The sequence below is a fragment of the Dehalococcoides sp. THU4 genome (genome assembly GCF_043231265.1).
GTDB lineage: Bacteria > Chloroflexota > Dehalococcoidia > Dehalococcoidales > Dehalococcoidaceae > Dehalococcoides > Dehalococcoides mccartyi.
The window spans coordinates 766,491-786,906 of sequence record NZ_CP171266.1 but is presented as its reverse complement, the minus strand read 5'-3'; the positions used below and the strand labels follow the sequence as shown (position 1 = coordinate 786,906).

The 20,416-nt window shown below is 50.7% G+C and carries 20 protein-coding genes and 1 tRNA gene; 14 read left to right on the top strand and 7 right to left on the bottom strand.

Features of this window, described 5'->3' with window-relative positions; all coding sequences use genetic code 11:
* Nucleotides 1–4: 4 nt before the first annotated feature.
* From metG to rsmI, 3 genes are read right to left on the bottom strand one after another with little or no spacing between them, the layout of a single operon-like run.
* Entirely contained in the window at nucleotides 5–1,666 is a 1,662-nt protein-coding gene (gene metG / locus ACE6F3_RS04145) for a methionine--tRNA ligase (RefSeq protein ID WP_324665519.1), read from the bottom strand.
* Between the two features lie 8 nt (nucleotides 1,667–1,674).
* The gene (locus ACE6F3_RS04140) at nucleotides 1,675–1,890 is read right to left on the bottom strand and encodes a hypothetical protein (RefSeq protein WP_010936165.1); all 216 of its coding nucleotides are present in this window, start codon (nucleotides 1,888–1,890) and stop codon (nucleotides 1,675–1,677) included.
* 24 nt (nucleotides 1,891–1,914) lie between these two features.
* Nucleotides 1,915–2,739, bottom strand: coding sequence for a 16S rRNA (cytidine(1402)-2'-O)-methyltransferase (gene rsmI, locus ACE6F3_RS04135; protein ID WP_324665521.1), 825 nt, complete (start codon nucleotides 2,737–2,739; stop codon nucleotides 1,915–1,917).
* Nucleotides 2,740–2,989: 250 nt separating this feature from the next.
* Here rsmI and ACE6F3_RS04130 point away from each other — a divergent pair, with 250 nt between their 5' ends.
* Nucleotides 2,990–4,135, top strand: coding sequence for a GuaB3 family IMP dehydrogenase-related protein (locus ACE6F3_RS04130; RefSeq protein WP_010936162.1), 1,146 nt, complete (start codon nucleotides 2,990–2,992; stop codon nucleotides 4,133–4,135).
* Between the two features lie 83 nt (nucleotides 4,136–4,218).
* Here the strand turns inward: ACE6F3_RS04130 and ACE6F3_RS04125 are convergent, their stop codons facing one another.
* The 3 genes from ACE6F3_RS04125 to ACE6F3_RS04115 form a co-directional block, all read right to left on the bottom strand.
* Nucleotides 4,219–4,989 carry a hypothetical protein gene (locus ACE6F3_RS04125; RefSeq protein ID WP_324665524.1) on the bottom strand — a complete coding sequence of 257 codons (771 nt, stop codon included), beginning with the start codon at nucleotides 4,987–4,989 and terminating at the stop codon, nucleotides 4,219–4,221.
* A 27-nt stretch (nucleotides 4,990–5,016) separates the two neighbouring features.
* Nucleotides 5,017–5,091 (bottom strand) — tRNA-Thr (locus ACE6F3_RS04120).
* Nucleotides 5,092–5,165: 74 nt separating this feature from the next.
* A complete protein-coding gene (locus ACE6F3_RS04115) occupies nucleotides 5,166–5,564 on the bottom strand; it encodes a Rieske (2Fe-2S) protein (RefSeq protein WP_324665526.1) in 399 nt (132 codons plus the stop codon).
* Between the two features lie 182 nt (nucleotides 5,565–5,746).
* Here ACE6F3_RS04115 and pdxS point away from each other — a divergent pair, with 182 nt between their 5' ends.
* The 13 genes from pdxS to ACE6F3_RS04050 all read left to right on the top strand — a co-directional run bounded on the left by pdxS (nucleotide 5,747) and on the right by ACE6F3_RS04050 (nucleotide 19,639).
* The gene (gene pdxS / locus ACE6F3_RS04110) at nucleotides 5,747–6,628 is read left to right on the top strand and encodes a pyridoxal 5'-phosphate synthase lyase subunit PdxS (RefSeq protein WP_010936159.1); all 882 of its coding nucleotides are present in this window, start codon (nucleotides 5,747–5,749) and stop codon (nucleotides 6,626–6,628) included.
* A gap of 3 nt (nucleotides 6,629–6,631) precedes the next feature.
* Nucleotides 6,632–9,493 (top strand): phosphoribosylformylglycinamidine synthase subunit PurL, encoded by a 2,862-nt coding sequence (gene purL, locus ACE6F3_RS04105; protein ID WP_324665528.1) that lies wholly within the window; start codon nucleotides 6,632–6,634, stop codon nucleotides 9,491–9,493.
* Nucleotides 9,494–9,499: 6 nt separating this feature from the next.
* Nucleotides 9,500–10,267 (top strand): phosphoribosylformylglycinamidine synthase subunit PurQ, encoded by a 768-nt coding sequence (locus tag ACE6F3_RS04100; protein ID WP_324665530.1) that lies wholly within the window; start codon nucleotides 9,500–9,502, stop codon nucleotides 10,265–10,267.
* Between the two features lie 184 nt (nucleotides 10,268–10,451).
* Nucleotides 10,452–11,189 carry a 30S ribosomal protein S2 gene (gene rpsB, locus ACE6F3_RS04095; RefSeq protein ID WP_010936156.1) on the top strand — a complete coding sequence of 246 codons (738 nt, stop codon included), beginning with the start codon at nucleotides 10,452–10,454 and terminating at the stop codon, nucleotides 11,187–11,189.
* 24 nt (nucleotides 11,190–11,213) lie between these two features.
* Nucleotides 11,214–11,717: a translation elongation factor Ts gene (gene tsf, locus ACE6F3_RS04090; protein ID WP_041341278.1), complete on the top strand. Its 504-nt coding sequence runs from the start codon at nucleotides 11,214–11,216 to the stop codon at nucleotides 11,715–11,717.
* Between the two features lie 14 nt (nucleotides 11,718–11,731).
* A complete protein-coding gene (pyrH, locus tag ACE6F3_RS04085; RefSeq protein WP_041341275.1) occupies nucleotides 11,732–12,457 on the top strand; it encodes a UMP kinase in 726 nt (241 codons plus the stop codon).
* Nucleotide 12,458: 1 nt separating this feature from the next.
* Nucleotides 12,459–13,016, top strand: a complete 558-nt coding sequence (gene frr, locus ACE6F3_RS04080) for a ribosome recycling factor (protein ID WP_010936153.1) — start codon at nucleotides 12,459–12,461, stop codon at nucleotides 13,014–13,016.
* Between the two features lie 66 nt (nucleotides 13,017–13,082).
* Complete coding sequence (locus ACE6F3_RS04075; protein ID WP_324665534.1) at nucleotides 13,083–13,793, top strand: isoprenyl transferase; 711 nt, start codon at nucleotides 13,083–13,085, stop codon at nucleotides 13,791–13,793.
* A 3-nt stretch (nucleotides 13,794–13,796) separates the two neighbouring features.
* On the top strand, nucleotides 13,797–14,600 hold the full coding sequence (locus tag ACE6F3_RS04070) for a phosphatidate cytidylyltransferase (RefSeq protein ID WP_010936151.1): 804 nt from the start codon (nucleotides 13,797–13,799) through the stop codon (nucleotides 14,598–14,600).
* Nucleotides 14,585–15,718 carry a 1-deoxy-D-xylulose-5-phosphate reductoisomerase gene (locus ACE6F3_RS04065; protein ID WP_324665537.1) on the top strand — a complete coding sequence of 378 codons (1,134 nt, stop codon included), beginning with the start codon at nucleotides 14,585–14,587 and terminating at the stop codon, nucleotides 15,716–15,718. Before ACE6F3_RS04070 ends, ACE6F3_RS04065 begins: the two co-directional genes overlap by 16 nt.
* Nucleotides 15,719–16,756, top strand: a complete 1,038-nt coding sequence (locus ACE6F3_RS04060) for a M50 family metallopeptidase (RefSeq protein ID WP_324665539.1) — start codon at nucleotides 15,719–15,721, stop codon at nucleotides 16,754–16,756.
* Between the two features lie 36 nt (nucleotides 16,757–16,792).
* Complete coding sequence (gene ispG, locus ACE6F3_RS04055; RefSeq protein WP_324665541.1) at nucleotides 16,793–17,839, top strand: flavodoxin-dependent (E)-4-hydroxy-3-methylbut-2-enyl-diphosphate synthase; 1,047 nt, start codon at nucleotides 16,793–16,795, stop codon at nucleotides 17,837–17,839.
* Between the two features lie 90 nt (nucleotides 17,840–17,929).
* Nucleotides 17,930–19,639 carry a proline--tRNA ligase gene (locus tag ACE6F3_RS04050; RefSeq protein ID WP_324665543.1) on the top strand — a complete coding sequence of 570 codons (1,710 nt, stop codon included), beginning with the start codon at nucleotides 17,930–17,932 and terminating at the stop codon, nucleotides 19,637–19,639.
* A 68-nt stretch (nucleotides 19,640–19,707) separates the two neighbouring features.
* Here the strand turns inward: ACE6F3_RS04050 and ACE6F3_RS04045 are convergent, their stop codons facing one another.
* Nucleotides 19,708–20,343 (bottom strand): inorganic diphosphatase, encoded by a 636-nt coding sequence (locus tag ACE6F3_RS04045; RefSeq protein WP_010936146.1) that lies wholly within the window; start codon nucleotides 20,341–20,343, stop codon nucleotides 19,708–19,710.
* Nucleotides 20,344–20,416: the final 73 nt, after the last annotated feature.

Genomic DNA, 20,416 nt, shown 5'->3' with positions numbered 1-20,416 from the left:
AATACTAAAGCCCCATGCGGGCGGTTTCTTCTTCTACAACCGAATCTTCCAGTTTCTTAAAAAGCGGCTCCGGCGGTATCATTTCCTGCCCGGCTACCGGCATTTTAAGCACCCAGCCGTCTTTTTCTATTTCAGAGCCGAAACCCAGGTAAGTACTGAGCCTGCTTGAACTTTCCGGCAAAAACGGGTAAAAAGCCACCCGAAGTCCGGAAAGAGCCGCCATGGCCACGTATAAACTGCGGGCAGCGGCAGCTTTGTCCACCTTTATTTCTTTCCAGGGGGCTTTTTCATCCAGATAGCGGTTTGCCTCCTGGGCCAGTGACATAGCCAGTTTAATAGCCTCACGGAAATTACAGCCGTGCAAGGCCTTGTCTGTTTCAGACAGCATGGCGCTGGTTTTCTCAATAAGGTTCAGGGAACGTTCGTCCAGCTCACCGTATTCGGGTACTTTGTTGTCAAAATTACGGCAGACCATAGTCAAAACCCGCTGGGCCAGATTGCCGTAAGTGGCTACCAATTCGTCATTATTGCGGCGGACAAATTCCCTCCAGGAGAAATCCATATCAGAACTTTCAGGCATATTGGCCGAAAGAAGGTAACGCAGGGTATCCACACTGTAGCGTGAAAGAACATCATCCACCCAAATAGCCTTATTACGGCTCTTGGAAAACTTCTGGGCTTCTATGGTAAGGTATTCGTTTGAGGGTACATCATACGGCAAATCAAGCCCGCCCCTACCCATCAGCATAGCCGGCCAGATAATGGTATGGAACGGTATATTGTCCTTGCCTATAAAATAATAGCTTTTGGTATCTCCGCCCCAGTATTTCTGCCATTCATCCGGCTGGCCTTTAGATGCCGCCCACTCTATACTGGCAGACAGATAACCTATTACCGCTTCAAACCAGACATACAGCCGTTTGCCCTCATAACCCGGCAGCGGCAGCGGCACGCCCCAGTCCAAATCACGGGTAATAGCCCGGTCTTTAAGCCCCTCTTTTAAATAACGCAGGGTGAAATTCAGCACATTGGTACGCCAGTAGGTTTTAGTTTCCACCCAGCGGGTAAGTTCTTCTTCAAATGCCGAAAGTTTCAGGAAAAAATGCTCGGTCTCACGGAATTCGGGAGGATTGCCGCAGTTTTTACAGCGGAAATTTAACAGTTCGGCCGCATTTAAGGGTTTGCCGCAGTTGTCACACTGGTCACCGCGGGCGCCTTCATATTTGCAGTGGGGGCAAGTCCCCTCCACATAACGGTCAGGCAAAAAGCGGTTGCAGTGGGGGCAAAACGGCTGGCAAACCGTATCTTTATAAATATAACCCTTTTCATACAGGCTGAGGAACATCTGCTGAGCGGTGCGGGCGTGGTTGGCAGTGGCGGTAGAGGTATAGCAATCCCAGCTTATACCCAGCTTCGGCCACGAGGCCATAAACAGCCGGTGATAACGCTCTGCCACCTCGGCAGCCGTAATGCCCTCCTGCTCCGCCCTTATGGTAATGGGAGTGCCATGCATATCCGAACCGGATACCATAAGCACTTCATCCCCGCGGGTGCGGTGGTAACGGGCAAAAATATCTGCCGGCAGATAAGCGCCGGCAACATGCCCCAGATGCAACTGGCTGTTGGCGTAAGGCCAGGCCACACCTATAAATATTCGTTCGCTCATTTATATCCTCAGGGCAGAAAGGTTAGAATTCTCTCGCCTTTTTCTTCTTTGTAGCTGGCATACCCTTTCTTCAGGGCGCATTCCACACAGTAATGAACGGTAGTGCCTTTGTCTACTTCTTTGCCGTCTTCTTCGTCTACAGCCAAATAACGCTCAGGATAGGGAATATTATTGTTGCAGCCAGTGCAAACCACATCCCCCAGTGAAATACATCCTCTCCTCATGAAACACCTCGCAAATTTTACCTATTATAAGGTTTTGTTAATTTTAAGCCAAGCCCGGTAGATTTCTTTTTTGGGCAGACCGCTTTTTTGGCTTACCAGAGCCACCGCTTCTTTAGCCGGTTTGCCCTGTTTTTTGAGCATGCCCAGTTCCTTTATTATATCATCCGTCAGCTCCGGCTGAGACACGGGCACTTTACAGCCCTCCACCACCAGCACAAATTCACCCCGCGGCTGGTCAAAATGGCTGATAGCCTGGCTGATACTGCCCCGGAATATTTCTTCATATATTTTGGTAAGCTCACGGCAGACGGCTATCTCACGGTCTCCCAGCACATCTTTTATGTCAAGCAAGCAGCCCTGCAAACGGTGGGGCGCTTCCAGTATAACAATACTTGCACCAAGTGATGCCACTTCCGAAAGGGCTTTCCGGCGTTCAGTTTTCTGGCGGGGCAGAAACCCCAGATAGCTGAAACTGGCACAGTCCAGCCCGGATACCGCCACCGCTGTTATCACGGCCGAAGCCCCCGGCACCGGCACAACCTTTATGCCATGCTCATGAGCGGCCTTTATAAGCTCGTAGCCGGGGTCTGAAATACCGGGCATACCGGCATCTGAAACCAAAGCCACATCCCCCTCCCCCAGCACCTCCAGAATATAATCCAGCTTTGACAGGCGGTTATGCTCAAAGTAACTGGTCAGGGGAGTCTTTATATTATGGGCGGAAAGCAGTTTACGGGTATGGCGGGTATCCTCCGCTGCAATCAGCTTTACCTCTGAAAGCACACGCAGTGCCCGGAGGGTTATATCCTCCAAATTACCTATAGGCGTTGCCACCACATATAAAGCCATAACCTTATTATTGTAGCAGAATAAGCCTGAAGGCTAAACTGGCTAAGAAAAAAACCGAATCCCGAAATACTGTATAATAAAAGGGTGATAACACCCCGCCCTGACTGCCATGGTATTTCGGGCCGGAAACTATCCCCATCTTTATATATTTTTTGGCCTTATGCAAGGTTATAATAGAGCTAAATAACTTGCCTTGACTTGACTTTGCCGGCTCTGATATAGTTCATGTTTAATAGTAAGGAGAGCTGAGATGACAGTACCAGAATTTAAAACCCTCAGGCGTACCTACGGCTTTGACGAGGTAGCCATTGTCCCCGGCGGGTTAACCGTTAACCCCGAACAGGTAGAAATTGATTTCAAAATCGGCAATATTAACTTCTCCATCCCCTTTATTGCCTCGGCCATGGACGCCGTAACCAACGTGGATACTGCGGTTGCCATGAGCAAAATGGGTGGTTTGTCCGTTTTGCATCTGGAGGGTATTTATACCCGTTATGAAAACCCCCAGGAAATTCTTGACCAGATTATATCCAAACCCATTGACGAAGTAACTGCTTTCATGCAGAAGGTTTATACCGCCGAACCTATTAAAGAACATTTGATTGCCAAACGGGTAAGCGAAATAAAGGCCAAAGGCGGCATCTGTGCCGTCTCCATTATGCCTGCCAATGCCAAAAAACTGGCTCCCGTAGCAGTAGAAGCCGGAGCGGATATTATCTCCGTTGCTTCCACCGTCACTTCAGCCCGCCACGTCTCCAAGAGCAGCCACGGGCTTATTTTTGAAGAATTTGTAAAAATGATTAAAGTACCGGTGCTGGTTGGCAACTGCGTCAGCTATCAGGCCTGCCTTGAGCTTATGCGCACCGGTGTTCACGGTGTAATAATAGGCGTAGGCCCGGGTGCCGCCTGCACCTCACGCGAGGTTTTGGGTATCGGCGTTCCCCAGATAACCGCCAGCATGGATTGTGCCGCTGCCCGTGAAACTTATTATAAAGAAACCGGCCGCTATGTACCCATCATTACCGACGGCGGCTTTAAAAAGGGCGGCGATGTCTGCAAGGCTATCTGTGCCGGTGCTGATGCCGTCATGCTGGGGTCACCGTTTGCCAAGGCTGCCGAAGCTCCCGGACGAGGTTATCACTGGGGTATGTCTCATCCCCACCCCTCCCTGCCCAGAGGTACCCGCATCAAAGTGGGCACTACCGGCAGTCTGGAGCAAATACTGTTCGGCCCCACTTCCGTTACTGACGGCACCCAAAATATGGTGGGCGCACTTAAGACATCCATGGGTGTTTGCGGTGCTTCCAACATCCGCGAAATGCAGCAGGTTGAAATGGTTATTGCCCCGGCTATTACCACCGAAGGCAAAAGCTACCAGCTCTCCAAGTGCCAATAAAGTATTTGGTCTAAACTATAAAACAAAAAGCCGGTTTAAACCGGCTTTTTTATTGGCTGAAATTCAAATCCGAAAAGAAGCGCCTACTCCTCGTCGCCTTCGTCAGGTTCTTCCGGCTCTTCAGGGGCAACTGATTCGGACGCAGGCATTTTCAGAGACGGCACAATGGCACTCATGTGCCCGCGTTTGCGTTTAGGAGTCCACTCCGCCCCGTCTATCAGCGTGTGCAGTTCTTTCAAACCTGCGCCCCCGCTTACCAGTACCCCGTCTATACCCAAAGCCCAGAGTGACTGAAGCTCTGAAAGCGTGATATTTGAACTTACCCTTACCAGAAAGGGTTTTGACAATATATCCGCAAAACGCTGGTAGAGCATAATCTTCCGCCAGCTAAGAGTAGCCGTATCTGCCTGCTCACCCACGATAACCGCCCCTACGGACAAACAGTCCGCCGCCCTTATCATAAAATCAGTCAGATTAGTTTCAAGAATTATTATTTTGCCGGTCTTTTCAAGAGCGGTCAGGGGTGATACCTCGGCATCCGGGCTGAAGACCACAAAATCTGCCCCGGCCTTGGCCATTTTTGCGGCATCGGCTGCTTTATCACCCAGCATAACACCCCAAACAGTCTCTCCCAGCAAATCAGCCGCTTCTTTCAGCTTCTTGGCACTGGCTTTACTGGCAGAGACAAGCACCACGTCTGCCCCGCCAAATGCTTCTTTATCCGTCAGGTTTTCAATATCCAGCTCAGCTGCCAGCAGCATTTTGGGCGGGGGAGCAGAGGCAACCGCGTTAAAGCCCATGGGACGCACATAGCCCTTGGAAACATTTTTAAGCCTGTCTACAAATTTACTCATTTAGTCTTATACCTCGTCATAAATAAATGGAGCCAGCGAGAGGATTCGAACCTCCGACCGGCGGTTTACGAAACCGCTGCTCTACCTCTGAGCCACGCTGGCGCAGGCAACAGTATAGCATAACGGATATTTCCGTCACTACCGAAGCAGTTCCGCAGAGTTTTTTAAACCCGATATTAAAGGCTAATAAGGAGTTTCCCGTCAGCCTGGCTAGTCAGCAAACGCCTTAGTTCATGCTTATGCTGGGCAGGCCCGGAAAGAACCTTGCCGTTATAATCAAAAGTAGAGTGGTTTACACTGCAGCAGCGGAGTCTGGCTTCGCCCTGTACGGGGTCAATTTTGCGTCCGCCATGGGGGCAGGCATTTTCATAAGCATAAAGGTTGTTATCCTGCCCGCGTACCACCAGCACCGGCTTGGCAAGGCCTTTGCCCGCCATATAACCCGCCCCGCCCTTTAAAGCCAGCCCCGGCAGCTTTTCCAAATCAAGGGTAATCTGGCTGTCCATCACACTCCAGACATCGTCAGCTAAGGGTGCGGTATCACATTTACCCATGATAGCTTTAAAAATATTCACCAAAGCCTCCCTGTTTTTACTTTAAAAACTTCCCGTTTGACTACAAAAGTATAGCACAAAGACCAGGCCTGATTAACAGATACCTGCCGTAATAATATACAATTATGTTTGCCCCGAAGGGGCATAAATAGTAGAATATAGCCGAATAGGACAGGAGGGAGAACCCTCAGGGGAGATTAGATATGGAAACCGGTACTTTCAAAGTAAAATCTGGCCTGGCTCAAATGCTCAAAGGCGGGGTGATTATGGATGTGACCACCCCCGAACAGGCTAAAATAGCGGAAGAAGCAGGCGCCTGTGCCGTTATGGCGCTGGAGCGCGTACCTTCGGATATAAGGGCGGCCGGCGGCGTTGCCCGCATGGCAGACCCCACTATTATTGAAAAGATTATGAAAGTAGTCAGCATACCCGTTATGGCCAAGTGCCGCATAGGTCACTTTGTAGAAGCCCAGATACTGGAATCCATGGGGGTTGATTACATTGATGAGTCCGAGGTGCTTACCCCGGCGGACGAAAGTTTTCACGTCTGGAAACATGATTTTAAAGTCCCCTTCGTTTGCGGCTGCCGTGATTTGGGTGAAGCCTTAAGGCGGATTGGCGAAGGTGCGGCTATGATACGCACCAAGGGTGAGGCCGGTACCGGCAACATTGTGGAAGCGGTACGCCATATGCGTTCCGTTATGGGCTCTGTCAGACGGGTACAGTCTATGTCCGCTGACGAACTTTCCGCTTATGCCAAAGAGATAAATGCACCTTTGGAACTGGTGCTTGAACTTCACAAGACCGGTAAACTGCCGGTAGTAAACTTTGCCGCCGGCGGGGTGGCTACCCCGGCTGATGCAGCCCTGATGATGCAGCTTGGGGCGGACGGGGTATTTGTAGGTTCAGGTATATTTAAATCATCTGACCCCGCCGCCATGGCCAAAGCCGTAGTAAAGGCGGTAACCCACTATAAAGATGCCAAAGTACTGGCCGAAATATCCAAGGGGCTGGGTGATGCCATGCCCGGTCTGGATATAAAACAAATAGAACCCGATAAACTGATTTCCCGGAGGGGCTGGTAAAAAGTGCACAGGATAGAAGTCTCCCTGAAACCGGAGTGGCCAGACCCGAAAGGCAACAGCATTTGCCGTGATATACAAGACCTTGGCATTACCTCAGTTAGCGAAGTGCGGGTAATAGACGTTTTCTGGCTGGAAGGACAGCTTTCAGACAGTGAAGTCCTGACCATTTCCGGGGAGCTTCTTTCAGACAAGATAATCCAGACCTTTAAATATGACGCCAACTGCCCGCAGGCGGAAGCTGACGGCTTTTCAGCTATAGAAGTCACCTATAACGCCGGGGTAACCGACCCGGTTCAGGAAACTATACTCAAAGCCATTTCTGATTTGGGCATAAACGGCGTAACTGCCGCCAAAACGGCCAAACGCTATCTGCTTAAGGGGGAAATTTCGGCTGACGAACTGGATACCATCGGCAGCAAGCTTCTTATAAACCCCATTGTCCAGCATGTGGTTAAGAGCGGTTCAAACCCCTTCCCCCCCAACCCCCAGTATACTTTTAAACTGAGGAAGATTGACCTTTTGGCCGAAAAGCTGAAGGACAACATGGCCTCGCTGGGCAAGGAGTTCAGCCTGAGCCACCAGGAACTTTCGGCTATTTATGAACATTACCTGAAACTGGGGCGAGCACCCACTGATGCCGAACTGGAAACCCTGGCCCAGACCTGGAGCGAACACTGCTGCCATAAAACATTTAAGGCTATGCTGGATTATGACGGCCAGATTATAAATAACCTGCTGAAGCAGACTATAGCCAAAGCCACTGCTGAACTTAACAAACCCTGGTGCTTATCTGTTTTTGTAGATAACTCCGGCGTAATAGAGTTTGATGATAAATGGGGGGTCTGCTTTAAGGCTGAAACCCATAATCACCCGTCAGCGGTTGAGCCATACGGCGGGGCGGCTACCGGCATTGGCGGGGTAATCCGTGACATACTGGGCACGGGACTTGCCGCCAAACCCATTGCCAACACAGATGTATTCTGTTTCGGCCAGCCTGACCTGCCAGAAAATAAACTCCCCCCGGGAGTGCTTCACCCCCGCCGCGTTTTCAAAGGTGTGCGCTCCGGCGTGGCAGATTACGGCAACCGTATGGGCATACCCACAGTTAACGGGGCAGTCCTTTTTGATGAACGCTATACCGCCAACCCGCTGGTTTACTGCGGTACTATAGGCCTGATACCAAAAAAATACGCCCTGCCGGGCAAGCAGTCTGCCGGTGATTTGGTGGTGCTGATTGGCGGGCGTACCGGGCGTGACGGCATACACGGGGTGACCTTTGCCTCCGGCGAACTGAATGACCGCTCTACCGAGCTGTCTTTTACCGCCGTCCAGATAGGCAACCCCATTGTAGAAAAGCGGATGCTGGATACTTTGCTTGCCGCCCGTGACCGTGAGCTGTTTGTACGCATTACAGACTGCGGCGGCGGGGGTTTAAGCTCCGCCATAGGTGAAATGGCCGAGTCTACCGGGGTAAAAGTCTATCTGGATAAAGTACCCTTGAAATACTCCGGCCTGACCTACTCTGAAATATGGATATCCGAAAGCCAGGAACGGATGCTGCTGGCAGTTAAAAAAGAAAAACTGGGTGAGATTATGGCACTCTTTGAAAGCGAAGGGGTAGAAGCGTCCGTCATAGGCGAATTCAGCAATGACCGCCACCTCAAGCTTTTTTATGAGGACAATCCGGTAGCTGATTTGCAGATGGATTTTCTGCATAACGGGCGGCCTCAGCTGGAATTAAGTGCCACCCGCCACAAACACCGCCACCCCGAAGCTGACTTTGACTGCCCGGAAGATTTGGAAACCGAGCTTAAAAATATACTTTCCCACTGGAATGTGTGCAGCCGGGAGTGGATAATCCGCCAGTATGACCATGAAGTACAGGGCGGGAGCGTCCTCAAACCCATGGCGGGGGCTGAAAATGACGGGCCGGGTGATGCCGCCGTTATCCGCCCGGTGCTTGGCTCAAAGAAAGCGGTAGTAATATCAAACGGCATTAACCCCAGCTACGCTGACGTAGATGCCTACAATATGGCCGCATCGGCTATAGACGAAGCCCTGCGGCAGATTATTGCGGTAGGCGGCAATCTGGACAGGGTAGCCCTGCTGGATAACTTCAGCTGGGGCAATGCCAGCCGCCCCGAAAGCCTGGGGGATTTGGTGCGTGCCTGTCAGGCCTGCCATGACCTTTCCCTGGTCTTTGAAACCCCCTTTATTTCGGGCAAAGACAGCCTGAATAACGAGTTCCGTTATAATGACAAGCTGATTACCATTCCCCACACCCTGCTTATTTCCGCCATAGGGGTAATGGAAGACGGTGATAAGGCCGTCAGTATGGATTTTAAAAAAGCCGGAAACCTTATTTATATTGTGGGCAAAACCGCCGAAGAACTGGGCGGTTCCCATTACTTCAAAAACCACAGCTTTATAGGCAACCGGGCACCCGCCGTAAATGCCGGGCGCGCCAAAGAAAACATGCAGGCCCTTTCTTCCGCTACCGCCAAAGGGCTGGTGGCTGCCTGCCATGACCTGTCCGAAGGCGGGCTGGGAGTTGCGGCGGCCGAAATGGCCTTCAGCGGCAAACTGGGGGCAAACATACGTCTGGCAGATGTACCCTTGTCTGAAAAGATAGAACGGGAAGATTACATACTCTTCTCAGAGTCCAACAGCCGTTTTCTGGTAGAAGTATCACCCGAACATAAGGCCGAATTTGAAAAGCTGATGCAGGCGGGTGACCTCGGGCTTATAGGTGAGGTCACCGCCGAACCCCGTCTGAAAATAAGCGGACTGGGCGGCAGGGAGATTATTATAAACACCCCGGTTAGCGAACTGAAAGAGGCCTGGCAAAGGCCGATGCGCTGGTAGGTAAAGATGAGCAAAGTAAAAACCCTGATACTCCGCACACCCGGTACTAACTGTGATATTGAAACGTCTTATGCCTTTGAGCTGGCCGGCTCCGAAACAGAGATGGTGCATATAAACGAACTCCTGGCCAAGCCTTCGCGCTTAGCCGAATTTCAGATAATGGCTTTCCCCGGCGGCTTCGGCTACGGTGATGACCTGGGGGCGGGACGGGTACTGGCTAATGAAGTACGCCTGAAACTGGGTGAAAAAATAAACCGTTTTCACGAAAGCGGCGGGCTTATTATAGGTATCTGCAACGGCTTTCAGGCACTGGTCAAAACCTGCATACTACCCGGCCCTATGAAAGACGGGCAGAAAATAACCCTGACAGAAAACAACTCCGGCCGTTTTGAATGCCGCTGGACATACCTTGTGGTAAACCCCTTTTCCACCTGCGTGTTCACCCAGGGTATAGACCGCCTGTATCTGCCGGTAGCCCACGGCGAAGGCAAACTGCTGGGCAGCCCTGAAGTGATAAACAAGCTGAATTCGGTGGTTTATTATACCGACCAGGACGGCAAACGCAACGCCCCCTACCCGGCTAATCCGGCCGGCACCCTGATGGATATTGCCGGTATTGCAGACGAAAGCGGGCGGATATTTGCCCTTATGCCCCACCCGGAGCGGTTTGTCCGGGGCAGCCAGCACCCGCGCTGGCCGGCGGAAGGCCTTAAAGAAGAAGGTGACGGGCTGAAAATATTTACCAATGCCGTAAAATGGGCACGCCAGGTCTGAGACCCGAAAATATAGCTGGTGCGCTCCATTTTTGTAATAAATACATGACATCAGCCGCAGCTTTTAGCCGCTTCGGCACCGGAAGCGGTGTTGCTGGCTAATTGGGCTTGTGTTATACTTCTGTGTTATCATCATGCAAATATTGCTATTAAACGGTTTTTAACTAACTAGGAGGGGATAGAGCTTGCCAACTACAAACATCAAAGAGCTTCTGGAAGCCGGGGCGCATTTTGGTCACCAGACCAGCCGCTGGCATCCGCGGATGAAGAAATATATCTTCACCAAACGCAACGGTATTCACATTATTGACCTTGAAAAGACCGTAGTCATGCTGGACAAAGCCTGCAATTACATTAATCAGGTTGTCAGTGAAGGCGGTAAGGTTCTTTTTGTCGGTACCAAAAAACAGGCCCAGGAAATTTTGGCTGAAGAAGCCAAGAGATGTGGCATGTATTTTATCAATCAGCGCTGGACCGGTGGCATTTTAACCAATTTCCACTCCATCCAGTCACGGATTGATTATCTGGTACGGCTGGAAGACCAGCAGGCCAGGGGTGATTTTAACCGTCTGCCCAAGAAAGAAGCTCAGAAACTGGCAGAAGAGATTGCCCGTCTGAACCGCACTATGGGCGGCTTCAAAGAGATGACCCGCCTGCCGGATGTAATCTTTGTGGTAGACCCCACTAAAGAAAAGATTGCTATGGCCGAAGCCAAACGGATGGGTGTCCCGCTGGTGGCTATGGTTGATACCAACTGCAACCCTGACGAAGTTGACTATCCTATTCCTTCTAACGATGACGCTATGCGGGCTATCAAACTCATCTGCTCCAAAATGGCTGATTCCGTTATCGAAGCCCAGAACGCCCTGAAGGTTACCGAAGTTGAAACCACCGGCGAAGCTCAGGCTGAAACTGCCGGTTAAATAATAAACACTGGAGTTAATAAATTGGCTATCAATGCTGAACAGATAAAGGAACTCCGCGAGAAATGCGGCGCAGGCGTTATGGAATGCCGCAACGCTCTGATGGATTCAAATGGCAATGTTGAAAAAGCCCAGGAGATTCTCCGGGAGAAAGGCCTGGTAAAAGCCGCCAAGAAGGCTGAACGTGAAACTGTCCAGGGTATTGTGGAATCCTATATTCATACCCAGGGACGGATTGGTGCGCTGGTTGAGCTTAACTGCGAAACTGACTTTGTTGCCCGCACTGATGCCTTTAAGGAACTGGCCCACAATCTGGCCATGCAGGTTGCGGCCATGTGTCCGCTTTACCTGTCTGAAGAAGACCGCCCGGCTGAATGTGAAGTTGAAGCCGAAAACGCCTGCCTGCTGCTTCAGCCTTACATCAAAGACCCCTCCAAAACCATCAACGGTCTCATTATTGAAACTGTTGCCAAGGTTGGAGAGAATATCCGCCTGAAGCGGTTTGCCCGATTTGAGCTTGGAGGCTAGTACCGGTATTTTTTATGGCTGAAATAAAATATAAACGTATCCTGTTAAAACTCAGTGGAGAGGCTTTCAAAGGAGCCACCGGATACGGTATTGATATCCCTACCGTAAGAAGTATTGCCCACGAGATTAAGCATATCTGCCTTATGGGCGTGGAAGTGGCCATTGTGGTAGGGGGAGGCAATATTTGGCGGGGGGCAACCGCCGCCAAAGAGGGAATTGACCGGGTTTCAGCCGATTATGCGGGCATGCTGGCCACTATTATAAACGCCCTTACCCTGCAGGATGCCCTGGAACGTGAGGGCATCGTAACCCGCACCCAATCCGCTCTGGCAGTACAGCAGGTAGCCGAGCCGTATATCCGCAGACGGGCTATCCGCCACCTGGAAAAAGGGCGGGTAGTGATATTTGCCGGAGGCACCGGCAACCCCTATATGACCACCGACACTGCCGCCGCTTTACGGGCCATAGAGATAGAAGCCGATGTGCTTCTTATGGCCAAAAATAAGGTGGACGGCGTTTATACCGCTGACCCCAAAAAACACCCCGAAGCTACCCTTTTCCAGCACCTTACTCATATGGAAGCTATAAATAAGCGCCTCCAGGTTATGGATGCAACGGCCCTTTCACTTTGTCTGGATAATAAATTGCCGATTATTGTGTTTGACCTCCAATCCTCCGAAAGCCTGGTGAGCGCCATTTCCGGTCAGCCGATAGGTACATTAATATCCAGCGAGAGTTAAAATGATAAACGAAATTTTACAAAAATCTGAAAAAAAGATGGCTGCTTCGCTTGATGTGCTTTCGCAGGAACTCTCCGGCATACGCACCGGGCGTTCGTCCCCGGCCCTGGTTGAACATATCAAAGTGGAATATGCCGGCGTACCCACCCCTATTAACCATCTGGCCAGCATTGCCGCTCCTGACCCGCGTTATATTACTATTCAGCCCTGGGACAGAAGCTGCCTTTCCGCTATTGAGAAGGCCATTATGAAATCTGATTTGGGTCTTATGCCCAATAATGACGGCAATATTATCCGCCTGAATATACCCCCCCTATCTGAAGAACGCCGCCAGGAAATGATTAAAATGGTCAGCAAACGGCTGGAAGAAGACAAAATAGCCATGAGAAATGTCCGCCGTGACGCAATGGACGAAATGAAAAAACTGGAAAAGTCCAAGGAAATCTCCCAGGACGACCTGAAACGCGGCTCTGACCAGCTTCAGAAGATAACAGACAGCTTTATTGCCAAGGCTGACAAGCTGGGGGCAGATAAAGAAACTGAACTAAAGCAAGTTTAACCCCCTATTCTCCGTCAAACTCAAAGGATAGTCCGGCAACCCCCTGTTGCGATAGAGGTTTTTATCTTGGACACAACAGTTAGAATAAATAATACCCCCCCGAACCACATCGCAATAATAATGGATGGAAATGGCCGCTGGGCGGAACGCCGCGGCCTTAGCCGTTTAGACGGGCATAAAGCCGGTCTTGAAAACGCCAGACAAATTATCCGCCACTTAAATTCACTGGGGGTCAAATATGTTACCCTCTACAGCTTTTCCACTGAGAACTGGAAACGCCCTGATACCGAGATAAAAGGGCTTTTCGGGCTGATAAATGACATTATGTCATCTTATATCCCGGAGCTGGTGGAAAACAACGTCCGTTTAAAACATCTGGGGCATCTGGATAAACTGCCATCTGTACTCAAGGATAAACTGGCAGACCTGTTGTCCCGTACCAGCCATAATACCGGCCTGACCCTGTGTCTGGCCTTTGATTACGGCGGGCGGGATGAAATTATTCAGGCGGTAAAAAAGCTGGTTAAAGACGGGGTAGCTACTGATAAAATAACCGAAAATGTATTTGACGGCTATTTGTATACCGCAGGCATACCGGAAGCTGATTTAGTAATCCGCACCGGCGGCGAAATGCGGCTTTCCAATTTTCTCCTGTGGCAGTCAGCCTACAGCGAGCTGTATTTTTCGGAAGTAATGTGGCCGGATTTCGGCGAAAAAGAAATTGATAAAGCTATCTCTGCCTTTAATCAGCGGCAGAGACGTTTCGGTGGTTTGTAAATTATGCTTAAAAAACGCGTTTTAAGCGGCTGCCTGCTGGCCATTATTGCTCTGGCAGTTATCTGGATTGACCAGCCCATAGCCTGGCTTACCCTAGCTATGGCAGTGGTAGTAGCCCTGGCCCTAAATGAATTTTACAATGCCGTTACCGTTTACCTTAAATCCCAGCCCTTCAAGGCGCTGGGTATTTTCTGGGGTATGCTTATCGTAATTAGCCCCCATCTGCAAATAGAAAGCGTCTTGCCGTTCTTACTGGGGTCTTTCAGCCTGACCTCACTCATATATCTGCTGACCCTGAAAGACCGCACAGATGCCTTTCCCCGCTGGGCCTGGACACTCTCCGGGGTAATTTATATCGGTCTGCTCTCCAGTTTCTGGGTGGCCCTGCGCGAACTGCCCATGGGACGCGAATGGGTGCTCTGGACGCTGATACTTACCGCCGCTACCGATACAATGGCTTTTTTCATAGGCAGCCGTTTCGGCAAACAGAAAATGGCACCCTCCATCAGCCCCAACAAAAGCTGGCAGGGGGCTATAGGCGGGGCGGTATTCAGTATTATAGTCGCCCCCATTTTTGCTGACTTGCTGGGACTGCCTATAAATGTATTTGTGGCCATGCTGATAGGCCTTTTGGTCAGCGTAGCCGGACAAACCGGGGATATCGCCGAATCTCTGTTTAAACGCAATATGCACTGTAAAGATTCCGGGAATCTGATACCCGGACACGGCGGAATTATGGACCGCCTGGACAGCCTGCTTTTTACCGGCATAGTGGTATACTACTACGTGATATGGTTCATTCAATAAAAAACATTGTCATACTGGGGTCTACCGGTTCTATTGGCCGCCAGACTCTGGAGGTTATCCATTCACTGCCAGACCGGTTCAAGGTACTGGGACTGGCTGGCGGAACGAATGCAAATCTGCTTAAAGAACAAACCGAGCAGTTCCACCCCAAATACATCTACTGCCAAAACTGCCATGATACTAACGCCTGTACCGCCCGTTTTATCCCCATGGAGGAAATGGCCGCCCTGCCCGAAGCCGACATAGTGGTAGTGGCCACCCCCGGCAGTGCCGGTTTGCAGCCGGTGCTTGACGCTGCCAGAGCCGGCAAGGTAATAGCTTTGGCCAACAAGGAATCCCTGGTTTCAGCCGGGGAGATAGTAACCGCCACCGCACAGGAAAACAAAGCTAAAATACTGCCGGTGGACAGTGAACACAGTGCCATCTGGCAGTGTTTGTCAGGTGAGGTCACACCCCCCGCCCGGATTATCCTGACCGCCTCAGGCGGACCTTTCCGTTCCTTAACTAAAGACGAAATAGCCAAAGTCACCCCGGAACAGGCACTTAAGCACCCCTCCTGGAAAATGGGAACCAAGGTTACCATAGACTCAGCCAGTCTCATGAATAAAGGGCTGGAGATAATAGAAGCCCGCTGGCTGTTTGATATGCCGGTACGGAATATTCAAGTGGTTATCCATCCCCAGAGCATTATCCACTCCATGGTGGAGTTTGCAGACGGCAGCCTTAAAGCCCAGCTGTCACGGCCGGATATGCGTTTCCCCATTCAGTGTGCTCTCACCTACCCCGAAAGGTTGACCAACCTAACCCTGCCCCGCCTAAACTGGGCGGAAATAGGCAAGCTGGACTTTGAAATGCCGGACATGGACAGATTTCCCTGCCTGAAGTTAGCCATATCCGCCGGAGAAGAAGGCAAAACCTTTCCGGCAGCACTGTGCGCCGCAGACGAAGTGGCAGTTGAGATGTTCCTGAAGGGTGAGATAGGCTTCGGGCAGATACCCGAACTGATAGCCAAAGTACTGGATGCCCATCAGGCTGTTGCCAGCCCGTCTCTGGATGATATTCTGGCCGCAGATGCCTGGGCACGCCGCAAAGTAACCGAACTGGCAGGTAAATTATAAATGCTGTTAACCATTGTTTCTTTTCTGATTATATTTTCCATAGTAGTTATCTCCCATGAGCTTGGCCATTTCTTTTCCGCCAAAGCTATAGGGGTAAAGGTGGAGGAATTCGGGTTTGGCTATCCGCCTAAAATATTCGGCCGCAAATTCGGACAGACTGAGTATAGCCTTAACTGGCTGCCGCTGGGCGGTTTTGTAAAAGTAGAGGACGACCCCGTAAATAATAAAGGCCTTTCCTCAAAAAGTGCCGGTAAGCGTCTGCTCTTTTTCAGTGCTGGAGCTTTGGTAAACGCTGTTTTACCCATTGTCCTGTTTGCCTTTGCCCTGATGGTGCCGCATGACGTGCTGGTGGGTAGGGTAAACGTGGAAGAAGTAGTGCCGGATTCACCTGCCGCTTTAGCCGGGCTGGTAGCGGGTGATACTATTTTAAGTGTAGACGGCACTGAAATACGGAATACCTCCGAATTTTCCCGTATTTCCCAGCTGAATCTGGGACAAACCATAGAAATAACCGTACTCCATGCTGACCAGACCCAAAGTACCGTCAGTTTGTCTCCCCGCTGGCAGCCGCCGGCCGGTGAAGGCCCGGTGGGTATTTCACTGCAAACTCTGGACTACCGGATAATAAGCGAAAGCGAGTCTGTTCTGGATTCCATTCCCCTGTCTATACAGCAAAATTTTGAAACCCTGGTGCTTTTTAAAAACTCCATACTGGGCCTTATTATGGGCAGTGTACCCTTTGACGTAGTCGGGCCGGTGGGGCTTGCCCAGATGACCGGGGATGTGGCACGTGCCGGGATTGGCCCTCTGCTGGAGTTTACCGCGTTTCTCAGCCTGAATCTGGCTATTATAAACTTGCTGCCTCTACCCGCCCTTGACGGCGGACGGATATTGTTTGTATTTATTGAGTGGATACGGGGCGGCAGACGCATCTCTCCCAGAGTGGAAAACCTTATCCATATGACCGGGTTTTTCCTGCTGATAGGGCTTATGCTGGCGGTAACCTTTCAGGATATTATACGCATTGCCCAAGGCTAGTTTCTGATATACTCTCTACGAAGAGGCTTTTAAAATATGATTATGCGGCGTAAAAGTACTGAAATCCGGCTGGGGAATATGACTATCGGGGGGAATGCCCCGGTATCAGTCCAGTCCATGACCAAAACAGATACCCGCAATATCCCAGCTACCATCTCCCAGATAAAAGAGCTGGAAGAATGCGGCTGTGAAATAATCCGGCTGGCTATACCGGATATGGAAGCTGCCACTGCCCTGAAATCTATCCGCAAAGAAGTCAGAATACCTATTGTGGCGGATATTCATTTTGATTACCGCCTGGCACTGGCAGCACTCTCAGCCGGGGCAGACGGCCTCAGGCTCAATCCCGGCAATATCGGTGACCCGGAACGGGTTAAAGCGGTGGTCAGGGCGGCAAAAGAACGGGAAATCCCAATCCGTATCGGGGTAAATGCCGGCAGCCTGCCCAAAGACCTGCCCCCAGAGCTCACCACTGCCCAAAAGATGGTCAAAGCCGCCATGGGTCATATAAAGATACTGGAAGCCCTGGATTTCAGCCTGATTAAGGTTTCACTGAAGGCTTTTGACGTGCCTACCACTGTTGAAGCCTACCGCCAGATAGCTTCCCTTATACCCTACCCGCTTCATGTGGGCATTACCGAAACAGGCACCCCCAAAACCGGTCTGGTGCGAAGCGCGGTGGGCATAGGCAATCTGCTGTATATGGGTATCGGGGATACTATCCGGGTTTCCCTGACCTCCCCGCCCCAGGAAGAAGTATTTGCCGCTTATGAAATACTGAAAAGCCTGAACTTAAGGCAGCGCGGCCCGGTGCTGGTCAGCTGCCCCACCTGCTCCCGGACCGAAGTGGATATTGTGGGTATTGCCGCCAGGGTGCAGGAAGCCCTGAACAAAATAGATAAACCTATCAGGGTGGCCGTAATGGGCTGTGCCGTAAACGGTCCCGGCGAAGCCAAAGAGGCTGATTTGGGCATAGCCTGCGGCAAAGGACAGGGACTGCTATTCCGCAAGGGTGAAAAGATAGCCTCATTTCCCGAAGATGAGCTGGTAAATGCCCTGCTGCGGGAAATAGCTTCTCTGTAGTTTATACGCCCCCGCTTTCAGGCTTCTTTGGCAGATGATTTTAGGGTATAATCCTTCTTGGCAAGCCGTTATTTACAAGGAGCTTTTAATATGCGTTATTCCAGGTTATTTGGCAAGACCCAGCGTGAAATCCCGTCAGATGCCGAAACTATAAGCCACCAGCTGCTGCTGCGTTCGGGTATGATAGCCCAGCTGACCGCCGGAGTGTATTCGTTTATGCCTCTGGCCTGGCGTTCTATCCAGAAAATTGAAAACATTATCCGGCAGGAAATGAATAAATCAGGCTGCCAGGAACTGGCCATGCCGGTACTCCAGCCGGTGGAAATATGGCAGCAAAGCGGACGCGAAGCCCCCTTCGGGCAGACCCTTTTCCATTTGAAAGACCGCAAAGACCGTAATCTGGTGCTTGGCCCTACCCACGAGGAGGTTATAACCGACCTTGCCAGCCGCTATATCCAGAGTTACCGTGACCTGCCCCAGCGGCTTTACCAGATACAGACCAAATTCCGTGATGAGCCCCGCCCCCGCGGCGGGCTGATACGGGTACGCGAATTTATTATGAAAGATATGTACAGCTTTGATGCCAGCCCCGAAGGGCTGGATGAAAGCTACCAGACTATGAAACAGGCCTATGAAAACGTATACCGCCGCTGCGGCCTGGAATCTATGGTAATAGATGCGGACAGCGGGGCAATAGGCGGAAAGGCCTCACACGAATTTATGATTGTGGCCGAAAGCGGCGAAGACAGTATTATCTACTGCCCGAAGTGCAATTATGCCGCCAATGCCGAAAAAGCAGTGTTCAAAAAGAAAACCCTGCCCAAAGAACCCCCGAAAGACTTAGAGGAAGTAGCCACCCCCGGCCAGAAAACCATTTCAGAGGTAGCCGCTTTTCTTTCGCTCAAACCGGAAAATACCCTCAAAGCAGTCTTTTACATGGCAGACGGAAAGTTTGTGATGGCGGTCATACGGGGAGATTTGGATATAAACGAAATAAAGCTGAAAAATCTGCTGAAGTGCAATGATTTGCGTCTTGCGGAAGACAGCGAAGTAAAAGCCGCCGGGATAGCAGCCGGATTTGCATCACCCGTAGGGCTGAAAAATAGACTGATAGTGGCTGATGACTCTGTTGAAAACGGCTCTAACTTTGTAGCCGGGGCTAACAAAGACGGCTTTCACCTGAAAAACGTCAACTTCGGGCGGGATTTCAAGGCAGATAAAATGGCGGATATTGCCCTGGCGGCCGAAGGGGCTGCCTGCCCCTTCTGTGACGGCACTTTTGCCTCCAAGCGGGGGGTGGAAGTGGGGCATATTTTTAAACTGGGAACATTCCTTTCAGAACGTTTCGAGGCAAACTTCACAGATGCCGAGGGTATCAGCCACCCTATAATAATGGGGTGCTACGGCATGGGGGTAGGACGGCTGCTGGCTGCCGCCATAGAGCAAAACCATGACGAAAAAGGCATTATCTGGCCTATGCCTATTGCCCCTTATCAGGTATATATCTGCGGGCTTTTCCTGGATAACCCGGCAGTCAGCCAGGCGGCTGAAAAGATATATACCGAACTGGAAGCCCAAGGGGTGGAAGTGCTGTTTGACGACCGCGAACTTACAGCCGGGGTCAAATTTAACGATGCAGACCTCTTAGGTATCCCCCTGAGGCTGACGATAAGCCCCCGCAATCTGGATAAAGGCGGGGTGGAACTCAAGCTCCGCCGGAACAAGGAATCCGAGCTTGTTCCGCTTGAAAGCGTAATGGAAAGGGTAATCACCTGCATCAAGAGCGAGAGTGATTTATAACTGCCTGTTTTGCCCAAGAGCTGTCTAAAGGTAGAAAAATCAGGGGGGCTGACAGCCCCCCTGATTTTTTATTTCTGTTCCGGCTTGTTTTTAAGTGAATCCAGATATCTCTGGTGAGATTCCCAATAAGTCTTAATGGCTGACTCACGGTCTTCCCAGCCTTCAACACCGGTTTTCTTGGCTTCCAGTTCTTTATAGATGTTAAAGAAATGGAATATTTCTTTAAGCAGGTGGGGAGGCACGTCCGAAAGGTCACGGATAAAGTTAAAGTGGGGGTCACCAATGGGCACGCACAGCAGCTTGGCATCCGGGCCTTTTTCATCGTACATTTTGAAAAGACCTACCGGCTTGGTCTCTATCAGACAGCCGGGGAAGGTGGGCTCCCAAACCAAAACCAAAGCATCAAGCGGGTCACCGTCTTCGGCCAGAGTATCCTCAATAAAACCGTAGTCACTGGGATAATGAACAGCCGAGAAAAGCATACGGTCAAACTTGATTACCTTGCGTTCTTTATCATATTCGTATTTATTTTGGCTACCCTTAGGTATTTCTATCATAACCTTAAGGATAATATCCGGGGTACTTGCCAGTTTCAGTCTTTTAAGTTTGGGGCATTTTGACTCACCGCAACCCACTATTGTCTTAAAATCTGAATTGATGGCTTCAACTTCTTTTTTAATCTGCTTTGAACTATCGCTTAACATTTTTCCTCCGCATTTATAATACCTCATTCGGGCTTAAAAACCAAAAGGGGCTTCTACCCAAAAGCCCCTTTTG